The sequence below is a fragment of the Veillonella faecalis genome, assembly GCF_024677885.1.
GTDB lineage: Bacteria > Bacillota > Negativicutes > Veillonellales > Veillonellaceae > Veillonella > Veillonella nakazawae.
This window is the reverse complement of sequence record NZ_JALBWL010000002.1, coordinates 164050-178718: the sequence shown is the minus strand read 5'-3', so window position 1 is coordinate 178718 and position 14669 is coordinate 164050. Positions and strand designations below refer to the sequence as shown.

The 14669-nt window shown below is 41.2% G+C and carries 10 protein-coding genes and 1 riboswitch; of the genes, 2 read left to right on the top strand and 8 right to left on the bottom strand.

Annotated features, from left to right (window positions below):
• Positions 1 to 241: 241 nt before the first annotated feature.
• From meaB to MOQ65_RS04495, 3 genes are read right to left on the bottom strand one after another with little or no spacing between them, the layout of a single operon-like run.
• A complete protein-coding gene (meaB, locus tag MOQ65_RS04505; RefSeq protein WP_257846802.1) occupies positions 242 to 1495 on the bottom strand; it encodes a methylmalonyl Co-A mutase-associated GTPase MeaB in 1254 nt (417 codons plus the stop codon).
• On the bottom strand, positions 1488 to 3677 hold the full coding sequence (gene scpA / locus MOQ65_RS04500) for a methylmalonyl-CoA mutase (protein WP_257846801.1): 2190 nt from the start codon (positions 3675 to 3677) through the stop codon (positions 1488 to 1490). Before scpA ends, meaB begins: the two co-directional genes overlap by 8 nt.
• 4 nt (positions 3678 to 3681) lie before the next feature.
• A complete protein-coding gene (locus tag MOQ65_RS04495) occupies positions 3682 to 5844 on the bottom strand; it encodes a methylmalonyl-CoA mutase family protein (protein WP_257846800.1) in 2163 nt (720 codons plus the stop codon).
• Between the two features lie 295 nt (positions 5845 to 6139).
• A riboswitch (cobalamin riboswitch) is annotated at positions 6140 to 6315 on the bottom strand.
• Between the two features lie 292 nt (positions 6316 to 6607).
• On the opposite strand from MOQ65_RS04495, the gene rarD reads away from it, so the two are divergent.
• On the top strand, positions 6608 to 7498 hold the full coding sequence (gene rarD / locus MOQ65_RS04490; RefSeq protein ID WP_257846799.1) for an EamA family transporter RarD: 891 nt from the start codon (positions 6608 to 6610) through the stop codon (positions 7496 to 7498).
• 173 nt (positions 7499 to 7671) lie between these two features.
• Here the strand turns inward: rarD and MOQ65_RS04485 are convergent, their stop codons facing one another.
• The gene (locus tag MOQ65_RS04485) at positions 7672 to 8574 is read right to left on the bottom strand and encodes a DUF3829 domain-containing protein (protein ID WP_257846798.1); all 903 of its coding nucleotides are present in this window, start codon (positions 8572 to 8574) and stop codon (positions 7672 to 7674) included.
• A 266-nt stretch (positions 8575 to 8840) separates the two neighbouring features.
• Between MOQ65_RS04485 and MOQ65_RS04480 the strand changes: the two genes are divergently transcribed.
• Positions 8841 to 9218 (top strand): type II toxin-antitoxin system HicB family antitoxin, encoded by a 378-nt coding sequence (locus MOQ65_RS04480; RefSeq protein ID WP_005384984.1) that lies wholly within the window; start codon positions 8841 to 8843, stop codon positions 9216 to 9218.
• 16 nt (positions 9219 to 9234) lie between these two features.
• On the opposite strand, the gene MOQ65_RS04475 is transcribed toward MOQ65_RS04480, so the two are convergent.
• From MOQ65_RS04475 to MOQ65_RS04460, 4 genes are all read right to left on the bottom strand, one after another.
• The gene (locus tag MOQ65_RS04475; RefSeq protein WP_024064856.1) at positions 9235 to 9648 is read right to left on the bottom strand and encodes a hypothetical protein; all 414 of its coding nucleotides are present in this window, start codon (positions 9646 to 9648) and stop codon (positions 9235 to 9237) included.
• A gap of 2 nt (positions 9649 to 9650) precedes the next feature.
• On the bottom strand, positions 9651 to 10259 hold the full coding sequence (locus tag MOQ65_RS04470) for a tetratricopeptide repeat protein (RefSeq protein ID WP_257846797.1): 609 nt from the start codon (positions 10257 to 10259) through the stop codon (positions 9651 to 9653).
• A gap of 190 nt (positions 10260 to 10449) precedes the next feature.
• Positions 10450 to 13272: an FAD-binding and (Fe-S)-binding domain-containing protein gene (locus tag MOQ65_RS04465; protein ID WP_257846796.1), complete on the bottom strand. Its 2823-nt coding sequence runs from the start codon at positions 13270 to 13272 to the stop codon at positions 10450 to 10452.
• A gap of 563 nt (positions 13273 to 13835) precedes the next feature.
• Positions 13836 to 14630, bottom strand: coding sequence for a sulfite exporter TauE/SafE family protein (locus MOQ65_RS04460; RefSeq protein WP_257846795.1), 795 nt, complete (start codon positions 14628 to 14630; stop codon positions 13836 to 13838).
• Between the last annotated feature and the right edge of the window lie 39 nt (positions 14631 to 14669).

Genomic DNA, 14669 nt, shown 5'->3' with positions numbered 1-14669 from the left:
ATCATATATGATATTTATGAAAGTATCAACCGTGTTTTTTATGAAATTTGTTTCATGAATATGCTTTCACAGGCACATAAAAAGGCATAGTATACATCTTCATTGGGCTAAACCCAATAGTAATGTTTATACTATGCCTTTTCTGGATACATCTTATATGTCTAAATCAGTATGATAGCTAATCGGAGTGTCTTAATAGATAAGTTATGCCATCTTATCAAATAGGTATGTAGCTATCTACTCATTTAATAGACTTGTCAAAAACCCCAATTAATTCTTCAACGGCTTGAGATTCGCTCATTTCACCGTCTAAAACAGCTGCTTCGACTTCGCCCATACGACCTTGAATGACTACATTATTAAAGAATAGGTTGTGCAAGTGTTCGTCAATCATATCACGTACCCAACGGAGGGATTGTTCTTGACGGCGTTTTAAGAAGACGCCATTTTCTTTACCTTGTTCAGCAAATTCTTGGATTACATCCCACAATTCATCAAGGCCATCCTTTGTAACTGCTGAACATGTGTAGGCTTGGGTTTTCCATTTTTCCGTAGCAGGACGAATGTAATGCAACATCCGATCGTAATCGCTACGAGCGATGAGAGCGCGCTTGAGGTTATCCCCATCAGCCTTGTTGACCACAATAGCATCGGCCAGCTCCATAACGCCTTTTTTGATGCCTTGTAATTCATCGCCTGCACCTGTTAATACGATGAGCATAAAGAAGTCTACCATGGAACGCACAGTGACTTCGCTTTGCCCAACCCCTACGGTTTCGACGAGAATAATATCGTACCCAGCAGCCTCGCAAAGTAGCATCGTTTCTCTACTTTTACGAGCCACACCGCCTAGTGTACCGCCAGCCGGCGACGGACGAATATAGGCTTCAGGATGTTTCGTCAACGTTTCCATCCGCGTTTTATCGCCCAAAATACTGCCTTTTGTGACTTGGCTTGTAGGGTCTACAGCGAGTACGGCAACCTTGTAACCAGCTTCAATGAGCATGTTGCCAAAGGCTTCAATAAATGTACTTTTACCGGCCCCAGGCACACCAGTAATACCGATGCGCAACGCCTTGCCCGTACGAGGCAATACGGCTTGCAATACTTGTTGAGCTAGTTTGAAATGGTCCTTATTATTACTTTCTACTAATGTGATAGCCCGTGAAAGTATAACGCGGTCCCCCTGCTCGATACCGCGTACATAATCAGCGACAGTTAACTTCTTTCGCCGCTGTACGGGACGTACCGACGGAGCCAGATGAGCGGAGCTAGACAAGAGGCCGTCATGCATTTCCTTGACGCCTTTCATTACATGACACGCGAAGGTATCATCCTTTTTCGCATCTTCCGGCACCCAATCGGGACGATAGGTACTACCCTCGGCGCTTGCATTCTTTACACCTAATTCAGGGGCCTTACCTTCACCAGTGGTGAAGGTAGCATCCTGAGTCGTATGCAATACATCCGGAGTAGGCCGTTTATTATCAGTCATTGTCTTCGTCTTGAACGTGGCTAGTCAATGTTTCTAGTAATTTTTTCGCCGCTACTGGCAAGACTGTACCAGGGCCAAAGATAGCCACTGCGCCATGTTCGCGTAGGAATTCATAGTCCTGAGCAGGGATTACGCCACCGATGGCAACCAATATATCTCCACGACCGCGTTTTTTGAGTTCTTCCACAAGTTGAGGTAACAATGTTTTGTGACCTGCCGCAAGGGAACTGAATCCGACGATGTGAACGTCATTATCCACCGCATCTTGCGCTGTTTCTTCTGGAGTTTGGAACAAAGGTCCGATATCCACGTCAAAGCCCATATCCGCGAAGGATGTAGCGATAACTTTGGCACCGCGGTCATGACCGTCTTGGCCCATCTTCGCAATCATGATACGAGGGCGACGACCTTCGAGTTCTTCGAAGTCATCTGCCATTTGACGTACTTCTTTGATGACATCGTCATCTTCATATTCACTAGAATATACGCCAGAAATAGAGCGGATAACCGCTTTATGACGGCCACAAACTTTTTCAACAGCAAAGGAAATTTCACCCAAGGATGCACGAGCACGAGCTGCTTCAAGTGCAAGGGCAAGCAAGTTGCCTTCCCCAGATTCTGTAGCATTTGTAATCGCTTCGAGGCAGGATTGAACCTTATCTTCATCACGGTTAGCACGCAATTGTTCGAGACGACGGATTTGCGCTTCTCGTACAGCTGTGTTATCTACGTCGAGGATATCCAATGGATCTTCTTTATCTAGACGATATTTATTGATACCAATAATTGCTTCACGGCCAGAGTCGATACGAGCTTGGCGACGAGCTGCCGCTTCTTCGATACGCATCTTAGGAAGACCAGTATCAATCGCTTTCGCCATACCACCAAGGGATTCGATTTCTTGGATATGGCCCCAAGCACGACGGATCAATTCATCAGTCAAGGCTTCTACATAGTAGGAACCGCCCCATGGGTCGATAACCTTACATACCTTAGTTTCGTCTTGAATGTAAAGCTGCGTATTACGAGCAATACGTGCAGAGAAGTCTGTAGGCAATGCAATGGCTTCGTCAAGCGCATTCGTATGCAAGGATTGCGTATGGCCTAAAGCGGCACCCATCGCTTCCATACATGTACGAGCTACGTTGTTGAACGGATCTTGTTCCGTTAAGGACCAACCAGATGTTTGGCTATGTGTACGAAGGGCCATGGATTTAGGATTTTCAGAACCGAAGCTCTTGATAATCTTAGCCCACAACATACGAGCTGCACGCATTTTCGCTACTTCCATGAAGTAGTTTTTACCGATTGCCCAGAAGAAGGACAAACGTGGAGCGAATTTATCTACATGAAGGCCTGCATTTACACCGGTACGGATGTATTCAAGACCATCGGCCAATGTGTAACCTAATTCGATATCTGCAGTAGCGCCTGCTTCTTGCATATGGTAGCCAGAAATGGAGATACTGTTGAACTTAGGCATGTACTGAGAGGTGTAAGCAAAGATATCGCCGATGATGCGCATGGACGTAGCTGGAGGGTAAATATAGGTATTACGTACCATGAATTCTTTCAAGATATCATTTTGAATCGTACCAGCCATAACCTTTTTATCAACACCTTGTTCTTCACCAGCTAGGATGTAGAACGCCATAACAGGCAATACGGCGCCGTTCATTGTCATGGATACGGACATTTGGTCGAGAGGAATACCGGAGAATAGAATTTCCATATCGAGGATGGAGTCTACCGCAACACCAGCTTTACCAACGTCACCTACTACGCGAGGATGGTCGGAGTCGTAACCACGGTGTGTGGCAAGGTCAAAGGCGATAGACAAACCTTTTTGGCCTGCTGCCAAGTTACGACGGTAGAACGCATTGGATTCTTCGGCTGTGGAGAAACCAGCATACTGACGTACTGTCCAAGGACGAGTTACGTACATTGTGGAATAAGGTCCACGCAAGAATGGAGGTACACCAGCCATGTAGTCAAGGTGTGTCATTCCTTCATAATCCATCTCTGTGTAGAGAGGTTTTAGTTGGATTTGCTCCATTGTCGTATTATATAAATCTTCAAAGCTTTTTCCTGTTTCTTTTTGAAGTTCAGCAAGCCATGCATCGCGAGATGTCGGCGACTGAGATCCCAAGCCAAGAGAGGAGAAGTCTGGATTTTTAAACATGAGCTCACATCCCTTTCTTATCTTGTAACGTATGTAAGATTTCGTAGCAATTTGCACGAACGGAAATGAAGTCGTCTACGCCAGCTTCACGGTATACAGGCTCAAGGTCCTTAGGAGGCGCCCCTGCCAAAATAACTGTTACATTCGGCATAGTTTCTTTCAACTCTTTAGCGAGTGGTGGTACTAATTCTGGATATGTATCATCTGTGGAACAGATAACCACAACATCGGCACCACTTTCACGAGCAGCCTTCGCCGCATCAGACGTTGTTTCATGACCATCGTTTTTAATAACTTCAAAAGCACCTACTTCGAAGAAGCCTGTGGAGAAGTCCGCACGAGGTTTATGTTGAGGGATTGGGCCCATATTAGCCAAGAATACCTTCACATTATCTTTCGTACGTTGTTTATACGCTTCCGTGCGCATGCGAAGTGCCTCGAATTGTTCAGTCCAGCGATGTGCTGTAATTGGTTCGATTGTTTCAGAAGCAATATCGCCTGCATCTAAAGCCTTACGGATTTGACGGATTGTCAATTTTTGTAATGCTCCAAGCTCGATGAGGCCAATCAATGCACCTGGTTCTGTTGTACTTGCTTCTAGAGTAGCCTGTGCTTTCACAACTGCATCAGCCTCTGCACCTGCCAAGTACTCATCGATTTGGGCAGCTCGTTTTTGACGCAATGTTTCTTGATTTTCTGGTTTAGGATCAAGCAATTCTTCCGTCATGTTCGCATACATGTTATTACCAACTGCGACGTCCTTACGGAATGCAAGGTTCTTGAAGCGTTCTTCGAGGATGGCTTTCACTTGAGCTTGAGGATAGCCTTCTTTCAACGCTGCAATAATGCCACCTTTAGCTTCGATTGTTTGGAACTCAGCCCAAATTTTTTCACAGAGTTCAGCAGCCAATGTTTCCACGTACCAAGAACCACCTACAGGGTCCACAGGTTGACGCAACTCGAATTCAGTTTGCAACATAACTTGGATGTTGCGGGCAATACGGCGAGAGAAATCGTCGGCTTTGCGAATTGGTTGGTCAAATGGAGATACTTCAAGGCTGTTCAAACCGCCTACAACGCCAGAGAATGCTTGTGTCGTATTGCGCAACAAGTTTACATATGGATCGTATACAGTTTTTGTGAAAGCAGATGTTCTTCCGTGTACATGAACGGCGCGGTCTGCTTCTTCGGCCCCGAATGCTTCCATAATGCGAGCCCAAAGTACGCGCAACGCACGTAATTTAGCAATTTCCATAAAGAAGTTAGCACCTAAGGAGAATGTGAACATCATGCTCTTCGCGATGGTGTGAATATCGATATTGCGTTGTGCTAATTGACGCACGTAGCATACAGCTGTTGCCAATGCATAGGCAACCTCTTGTACATCGTTAGCGCCGCCATTAGCGTATACATCGCCAGATACGAGTACTGTTTTAAGCTCTGGAGCTTGTTCTTTAGCCCACACAACAGTATGTGCCATTTCATCAAAGGCTGTATCTAAGGAAATGTGCAAAGCACCATCTTTCACCCAAACACCGATAGGGTCTGCACCAACGAGACCTTTCAAATCAGATGTTTGTTTTTTAGCGCCTTTCACAGTAGCCGCTAACATGCCAAGCAAGATGGCTGCAGAAGCACCTGTTTCAATGTACAAAGGATTTTCCTTCAAATTGAAGCGGTCAATCAATTGTTTGCAGTCATCCATAGTGGATACAGATGTACCACCAACGCCAACGGATGCGCCTACTTGCACATCTTGATCATGACGTGTTGCTTCATCTAGGCGGATGTTGTGAATGGTGCCACCTTTTACAATCTCGTATAAACTTGCATGATTAGCATCTTTAGGCAAAGAGTCATCTACATATTGGGATACACCCCAAGAGTCTTTAATATAACCACTTGCCTTAGTGCCACGTAGGAACTCACCTGCCCCAGGGTATACGCCCTTCGGAATTGCTTCTGCATGCAATGCAGGTGTGTAGATCGGCTGCAACGTAATACCTTCATAGGTTTTCGTGAACATCTTCTTGTGGAAGTCGCCACCTTTTAACGCCTTTTCAACTTCAGCCTGCCATTGTTCATACGTAGGTTTCTCAAATTCATCAAAGGATACAGGAGCTAATAGATCGCGTTCAGCATCCTTTGAAGTCTTTTTGTCAGACATATATGTGCCTCCTTTTCAACTCGAAACCATACCGAGAAACAGCGCACCGTACCTGCGAATTGTTATACATATACATCACACGAGCTTTCCTATATTTAGATCACATCAACCTCAAATATGTGTTCATCAATTCATTAACTATGAAGCCTGATATATATGCTTAACAGCCACTTTCAAGGGCAACAAAAAACGTGCCACCCAAAAGTGACACGTAAAGGTTTCTTATTGAAAGGTACACCAAAAAACACTGAAACCAGCATACCCCAATCCCCTTCCTATCGCTCGTAGGTACATAACGGTGATTATCAAATAGGCAGTTCTCCTGGCTCGGGCTCATCACCTCGCTTTCGCCTTCCCAGATTTCTCCAGTGACATTTTTGAAAGCAGGCTCGTCCTTACAGTGGCGGGACCGCATCGGCTTGTACCGATTTCTCTATTAAGTCTTGTGACACCTATTCTCTATATTCGTTGTTCTAAGTCCAATATAGTGTAAGATTATGCACAAAGTCAATGAACATAACAGTTAATCATAAGTATCAAATTTTAGGTTATAACTAATGCATATTTAAAATGATAAAAACTCATCACAATCAAATATACGTACTCATCACAATCAAATATACGTATTCATCGCTAACAAATATACGTATTCATTGTCTGCAAATCGAGTTATAAATCGAGTACAAATCATCATAAAATCTAAGCCTACGCACAAATGCAAGCACAATGCGTGATATAATGAATACAATCACAAGGAGGCATTATGGAGCACACAAGTAAAAAAGGTCTAATGACAGCCCTTAGTTGCTATATCATCTGGGGCTTACTCCCTCTCTATTGGGCATTATTAAACCATGTTTCACCGTATAATATACTGGCGCAGCGCATTATCTGGTCAGGCATTTGCATGGCCATCGTCGTATTTGGCCTACATTTTAAACAGTTCAAAAAAGACTTTCAATTACTAAAAGAACAGCGCTCACAACTATTACTACTGTTGGTAGCATCAGTCATCATCAGCGTAAATTGGTTTACCTACATTTGGGCCATCGCCAACAACCAAGTTATGGACACGAGCCTTGGCTATTACATCAACCCACTCTTTAATGTAGTGTTAGGTGTCATCCTATTTAAAGAGGTTCTATCTGTACCGAAAAAGCTAAGCGTCCTCATCGCTACCATCGGTATCGCCTTGCTCACCTATCAAGTGGGATCCTTGCCGTTAGTGTCGATGATCCTCGCCGTTTCCTTTGGTCTCTATGGGGTCGTTAAAAAAAAGCTGCTCATCTCTCCCTTTACGAGCATCGCCTTTGAGGCTTGGCTATTAACACCACTAGCCTTACTCTATACGACCATGGTCGATAATACAGTGTGGTCCTATTTCGGCACAGATTGGTATACGTCCATGCTACTCATAGCCTGCGGTCTAACAACATCGGTTCCATTAGTGCTATTCTCCTATGGGGCCCAACTATTGCCGCTCAACCTACTAGGCTTCCTTCAATATGTATCTCCAACTATTGCTTTATTGATAGCTATCTTCTACTTTGGTGAAAGCTTTGGCACACCACAAATGATCGCCTTTGGTTGTATCTGGATAGCCTTAGTGTTGTTCTCATTATCAAATCAAATTACAACCATTAGAAAAATGTAGTTAAGTACAAGAGAGCGTATGCCATCTGCATGCAATCTCACAAGAGATTTTAGCAACTATATCTAACCTATAAACACATAAAAGCTGTATCAAATGATATCCTCATTCGATACAGCTTTCTTTTTATATCTTATATATGCCTATTAATTTATCACACTATTCTTCTAGCTTGCTTATTGATCCAATTCATTCATATTGGTCGTATTCATATTGGAAATATAACGGTTATAGGCCTCAACCATATGTTTATAATCGTTATCTTGTTTAGATCCCATATAGGTACGGATTGCACCAATCGTAGAGTTTACAGAGGTCTTAACAGAGTCATACTTAGGATTAGAAATACCATTCGCTAAATCACCAATAGCTTGTAGCTCTTGATTGATCGCATTTACATCTGGTTCTTTTTCACTATCTAGCTTTTCTAGGACTGCAGTAAGTCGCAAAGAAACCTCTTGTGCAGCGGCTGCATTTTTCTTACCTGCATCGCGCAATTGTTGTAACCGTTGTTGCAATCGGTCCGTGTTAATCTTATGCATCAAATTATCAAAGTCAGCATAAATAGGAATAAATTGTTCGTATAACTGAACATATTTAGGACCTAATTGTTGCTCCTTAGCATAGTTATCTGTGGTATACCCTTTAGATTTATAGTATGCATCGAGCTCTTCCGCAACCGGTGTTATTTCGTTCAATTTTGAAAGTAGCTTATCTAAAGGCTCCTTCATTTCATCATAAGGAACACCTGCTTGCTTAGCCTCTTCTAATTCTTTTTGTAGCTGTTTAAAGTTCGGCGCATTAAATACAGTTAAATGCTGCCCCGCTTTTAACTCATTAAGAGTTGGCCTATTCGCATAATCAAACATAACAGCCATGCGATTAAATCGGCTTATTGCTTTTACATATTGATTAAATAACTGTACCTGATCCTGCTCAGACCGCTGTGCAATTTCCTTGCGACTCTGTTCAGAGCCCTGCCATAATTCTGACATACTACAACCGCTCAACAATAAGGGGGATGTCAACGTCGCCGCACACAACACAGCCATTGCAATCCGTTTACCCAATGGTTTCATGATGAATTCTCTCCTTTCATCAATATACAACCCGATTTATATACCTTAATTATATACTAATATAATTTATACAAATAGAATTAATGCACGCAACGCATACATCTAGTTTCTCAAGTGATAGAGTCAGGGGTGACCAATGGTCACCCCTGTTTTCTGTTATATACAGTTAGACTATAAATAAGAATATATAACTCCTAACAATTGTTTTATACGTATACACGTGTTACCATAAAAGAAAACGTACGGGACTAAAATAAGGAGGACCTATGAAATTTATATACCCTGCTATAATCCATGATGATGCTGATGGTTTCTGGGCTGAGTTTCCAGACTTAGAATATACTAGCAGTACTGGCTCAACCCTAACAGAGCTCGTAACTAATGCCCAAGAGGCAATGGAACTATATATTTTAGGTGCCTTAGAAGATGGAGAAAGCTTACCTACACCTACATCTATTCGCAACTTACCTTGTACAGATACAACGTATCCTACATTAGTACAAACAGATATTGATTTAGCTAAAAATAGTAAATCCGTAAAGAAAACCTTAACAATTCCTGCATGGCTAAATGATCGAGCGCTAGCTAAAGGAATTAATTTTTCTCAACTTTTACAAGAAGCATTAGTAGAGAAAACAATGTAAATGTAAATGTACATCATCAATTGCTCAGTAAAATTAGAACTACTGTCCACGCAATAACTGCTAAGGTAAGTAATATGATACAAAGCATCCACAGAATTGTTACGAAATAGAGCAATAATTTTAGTACATATAGCACATCAAACCATATGCTATGGCAATCTTCTAATCGCGCCATAAATTCGGAGAGATGGCGCACTAAAAATGGAACTTTCACATTAGGATTTAGCTTCTTCCAGTACAGCATAATATACGGTGTTACAAAACATCCTACAAATACTAAGTATGTAAGGAATAGAGGTGTTTCTATATTATGTTGGGACATAAACCCTGACCAGTCTACGACCATTAAACCACCAAGGTATAGAAAAACAAACCAATATATAAATCCTATCGCCTTTATAATAAGGCGAATCATCTGTTTCACATCCATGCCTATAATCCTACTAATGTTTTAAATCGCGCATTATTGTGAAAGCGTTCAAAATGGTCTTGTTCAGCGGCCACAGCTTTCACAGATGGATCAATGTTAATTGCTTTTTCAAGCCAATCAAGGGCCTTCGTATCATCCCCTTGGTCTGCATAAATAGTAGCAATGCCATACACAGACCAGGTGTTACTAGGGTCCTTTTCTAATACCTTTTCAAACCATTGTTTAGACTCATTTAATTGGCCTTGTAATTTGTACACCATAGCCATGTTGTAGTAGTTCGCTACATTATTAGGATCTAGGTCATATGATTTTTTAGTATCTGTTAAGCCCTTAGCTGTATCACCATTCAATGCCGTAGCGAAGCCACGGATGGAGTACGCCTCTGCATTATTAGGATTATCCTTAATAGAAGCTGATGCTTCCTCAATGGTTTTAGCATAATCGCCAGAGGATAAAGCTTGCTTAGCTGCCATTACGTGAGCATCTTGACCTTGATCTTTTTTAGCTTGTTCGTTAGCTGTTGTTGTAGGTTTAGTGTCTTGCGGGGTCTTAGTATCTGTGCCACAACCTAATAGGCTAAGCAAACATATACATAATAGAATATATTTCATACAATACCTCTATATTATCTATATAATACAACCACATTATGTCGTATATATTCATTATTTAATGTGATGACAATATGTAGTAATATCTTATAATTTATTAAATACATTACAATTATACCAAAACTATATACAAAAAAGGACGAGCCGAAACTCGTCCTTTTTCGTTATATGGTAGGTAATGTTATAAATCTTATTGTTTTGCTTTAGAGCAACGGTCTAATAGGAATGCAATGCCTACGAATGGGATGCCACCGCTTTCACCAAGACCAATTTCACATGTGGAACTGGAGCTTACGCCTAATGTTGCGCCGTATTCAGCAATTTCACCAGCAAGGTCTTTTGTGGCAGATTTGTTAAGTTCTGGTGTAAAGAAACCTTTTTGACCAGCAAAGCCATCGCATGCGAAGGATTTGATATTGAATACATGGTCTGTGCAGAGTCGCGCCAAGTCTTCAATATATTGAGATTTATTCAAAGATTTAATCTTACATTGTTTGTGTACGATAACGCGTTCATCGCATTTTTCAATGTCGAGATGAGGTACTACGTATTTGCACAAGAATTCAGAAATATCGTTGATTTCTAAGTCTGGCATGTGTTTGAAAGCATGGTTGAAGCATGCGCTATGGTCAATCACGATTGGATATTTACCATTTTGAGATGCTTTCATCAATGCATCGTGCAAGTCTTTTACAGCACGTTCATGAACGTCATCGTAGTTTTCAAAGCTCAAGCCACAGCAGAGGTTTTCGATATGTTTTGGATAGATAATATCGATATGAGCCTTGTTGCAGAGACTTTCTACAACTTGTTGCAAGCTGCGATCATCGTCATAACCTTGGTTAGGTTTAAAGGCACGGTTTGCACATGTACTGAAGTATACAACCTTTTCAAAGTTAGTTGGTTTGATGCGGTTTTTCAATTTGTAGCGATTAGCTTTAGGAGTTGTTTTAGGAACATATGGTGTAACACCTGTTACGCCATGCAAACCTTCAGTAATCTTAGAAATTGCTTTTTGAGTAATGATGGAACCAGCAATGCCTTCAAGGCTCACGCCAGCACGACACATTTGAAGTGTTGTAGAGAAGTTATCGTAGATTTTCTTAGCCAATTCTGGTGCAGGTGGGTCGATGCGGCGCATGGATAAAGCAATTTGAGCAGTATCGATGCTGAGTGGGCAAAGGCCTTTACACATGGAGCATGCAGCACAAGTATCTACGCCGAAGTATTCATAGCCTTTTCTAAGTTCAGATGCCAATGTGAAATTGCCTTCGTTTTCAAGGCGTTTAGTTTCACGCAACAATGCGATACGTTGACGTGGAGTCAATGTTAAATTACGGCTTGGACAATGTTTTTCACAGAAACCGCATTCCATACAGATTGTGAAAGCATCGTCGATAACGCATTGAGCTTTAAGATTTTTCTTGTACACATCTGGATCATCAGTAATCATAACATCAGGGTTCAAGATGCGTTCAGGGTCAAAGATAGCTTTGATGCGACGGTTGATTTCGTACGCTTTTTTGCCCCATTCCATTTCAACAAATGGTGCTACCATGCGGCCTGTACCATGTTCGGCTTTCAAAGAACCACCGAAACCAGATACGCGTTCGGACATTTCTTTTACCAAATCGCCGAAGTTCTTAGTATCTTTAGGATCGCTGAAATCAGGTGTAATGTTAAAGTGAACGTTACCAGATAAAGCATGACCGAAGATTACACCACCATCAACGAAATCGTATTTGTGGAATAATTCTGTAAGCATTTCAATGCCTTTAGTGAAGTCTTCGATTTGGAAGCAAACGTCTTCGGTAATAACAGTAGTACCTTTTCTACGTTGACCACCAACGATAGGCAAGATACCTTTACGAATTGCCCACCAGGAATCGTATTCTTTAGGATCTTGAGAGTAAAGACTTGGGATAGCTGTTGGGATATCTTTCAATTGTTCTTTAATGAAAGCTAAATTTTCATCTACAGTATCTTTGGAATAGCTTTCAGTTTGGAACAAGATAGCACTTGTACCTTCTGGTACTTCACGAACGAAGTCAGGTACATTTTCAAGAGTTTGAACTGCTTTCAAGGATTGATAGTCCATCATTTCAGCAGCAACAACCTTTTCACGGCCCATATTAGCCAAGGCTACAACCGCAAGAGATGCATCGTTCAATGTGCTAAAGAACATGAGACCGCAACCTTTATGAGGTACGTCTTCAACGGTGTTGTACACGATTTCAGATACGAAGCCCAATGTACCTTCAGAACCGATGAACAAGTGATTGATGATGTCGATGATGTCTTCGAAATCAACAAGGGAGTTCAAGCCATAGCCTGTAGTATTTTTGATTTTGTATTTGTGATGAATCAAATGAGTCAATTCTTCATCAGCTAAGATTTCTTTGCGCAATTGCAAGATATCTTCAACCATTTGAGGTTTTTCACGAAGGAATTGTTCAATAGATTTTTTGTCGGATGTATCAAGAACAGTACCATCTAGTAATACAACGCGGATGGAACGGATTGTTTTATAGGAGTTTTGAGCCGTACCACAGCACATACCAGAGGAGTTATTATTCAAAATACCGCCTACTAATGCTGTTGCAAGTGTAGCAGGATCTGGACCAATTTTGCGGTTATATGGTTTCAATAAATCGTTCGCATCGGAACCGATAACACCACATTCGCATTTTAAAGCTTTGCCATCGTCGATAACTTCCATTTTTTTGAAGCCATCATTACATACGATAAGCACGTCTTCACTGGAACATTGACCAGACAAAGAAGAACCAGCTGCACGGAATGTAAATGGTGTACCACATTGTTGGCACAAACGAATAAGGCGTCTTACTTCACGTTCATCCTCAGCCTTTACAACAACCTTTGGTAAATAGCTATAACAGGACGCGTCAACACCATATGCATAACGACGTAAATGATCAGTATAGACACGATCTTTGCAAATCTCTTTTGCCTCCTTGGCAAAACGTTCATAATCTTTTATAAGCGTACTCACTTGTATATCCTCCTATCCTCTCTTAAGGAATTTGTCTTATATTTAGTATACGCCGTTCTCATTCTCACTACTATAATTATGCATAAATTATATGTCTCCTAATAATTCTCGATATGCATGGCTTTTTTATTTCTTTACTTGAAAGTGCATCTCAGTGGCATTATCATGTACTCATTTTTTCACATATTAAAATAAAACTATTTTGTTTACTTAGTAATTAAAGAACTCTATAATAAATGAACGCCAAATTGCCCATAAAACTTGATTTATCGTGTATATAATTCTATAGGAAATAGTTTACATAAATTATACATAAAACTGTATATTTTCATTTATTTCAATTTTATCATTCTCATTTATATTTAAGTATGACTTTTAATCATAACTTTTAGATTTCCCTACTAATAATCGTTCACTTTCACATAAAAAGCCCTCTAGCGATATAACTCTTTCGAGCAATCACTAGAGGGATTAGAGTAAACATATCAAATCTATCGGCTCATACTAGCTAGAACATAAGCAGTATAGTATTCAAATTTCTGTTGATCATCAGAGAAGTCATATTATCCCAAAATACCAGACTTAAGAATAAGACGTACAGCTAGTGCAAAGACTGCAACGCTCATAAGGGCAAGGATAGATTTTGCTTTCAACCGTTTAGCAATTCGCGCCCCTACTTGGGCCCCAAAGATAGCGCCAATACTAGTAGGAATAGCAATACTAAAGACGATATGATTTTCCAATAAATGAGTTATAACGCCTATCATTGTAGATACAGCAAGGATGGATTGGCTTGTAGCTGTAGCCATATGGGTAGGAAACCCCATGAGATAAATTAAGGCCGGTACATGAATAAGGCCACCACCAATACCAAAGATACTGGAGATAAAACCTACAAAAAAGCTAATGCTAATGCCAATAGGCTTGCTATACGTTAGTTGATCAAGAGTAAGGCTTTCTTCCTTCCGTTCCCCTTTTCGGAAGTTCTTAAATCCAATTAGGCCCGAGGCACAGAGCATAAAACACCCAAAGGCAAACATAAAGCCTTTACCAGAGAACCAACCAGACATTTGAGCCCCTAAGATAGCGCCAGGAAAAGTGGCTAAGCTAAAGACTATAGCTGCACTAATAAGCACCTTTTTCTGCTTAATATACGCAATAGAACCAGAAACGGCGTTACACATAACGGAAAAGAGCGATGTCCCTACAATCATAGATGGGGACCACTCCGGGAACCAATACATGAAGAGAGGAACGAACACAAGGCCCCCTCCGGCACCGATGATGGTGCCTAGCATAGCCGCTAAAAAGCCGACTATGGTAAAGAATATATAAAATACTATAATGTTATCCAGCATAATAAGGCCTCCCTTTACTTAGATTGGAGAAATCTCTTT

Coding starts and splice junctions, on each gene's coding strand:
- meaB (WP_257846802.1), bottom strand. CDS start 1,495: ATGACTGATAATAAACGGCCTACTCCGGATGTATTGCATACGACTCAG.
- scpA (WP_257846801.1), bottom strand. CDS start 3,677: ATGTTTAAAAATCCAGACTTCTCCTCTCTTGGCTTGGGATCTCAGTCG.
- MOQ65_RS04495 (WP_257846800.1), bottom strand. CDS start 5,844: ATGTCTGACAAAAAGACTTCAAAGGATGCTGAACGCGATCTATTAGCT.
- rarD (WP_257846799.1), top strand. CDS start 6,608: ATGGAGCACACAAGTAAAAAAGGTCTAATGACAGCCCTTAGTTGCTAT.
- MOQ65_RS04485 (WP_257846798.1), bottom strand. CDS start 8,574: ATGAAACCATTGGGTAAACGGATTGCAATGGCTGTGTTGTGTGCGGCG.
- MOQ65_RS04480 (WP_005384984.1), top strand. CDS start 8,841: ATGAAATTTATATACCCTGCTATAATCCATGATGATGCTGATGGTTTC.
- MOQ65_RS04475 (WP_024064856.1), bottom strand. CDS start 9,648: ATGGATGTGAAACAGATGATTCGCCTTATTATAAAGGCGATAGGATTT.
- MOQ65_RS04470 (WP_257846797.1), bottom strand. CDS start 10,259: ATGAAATATATTCTATTATGTATATGTTTGCTTAGCCTATTAGGTTGT.
- MOQ65_RS04460 (WP_257846795.1), bottom strand. CDS start 14,630: ATGCTGGATAACATTATAGTATTTTATATATTCTTTACCATAGTCGGC.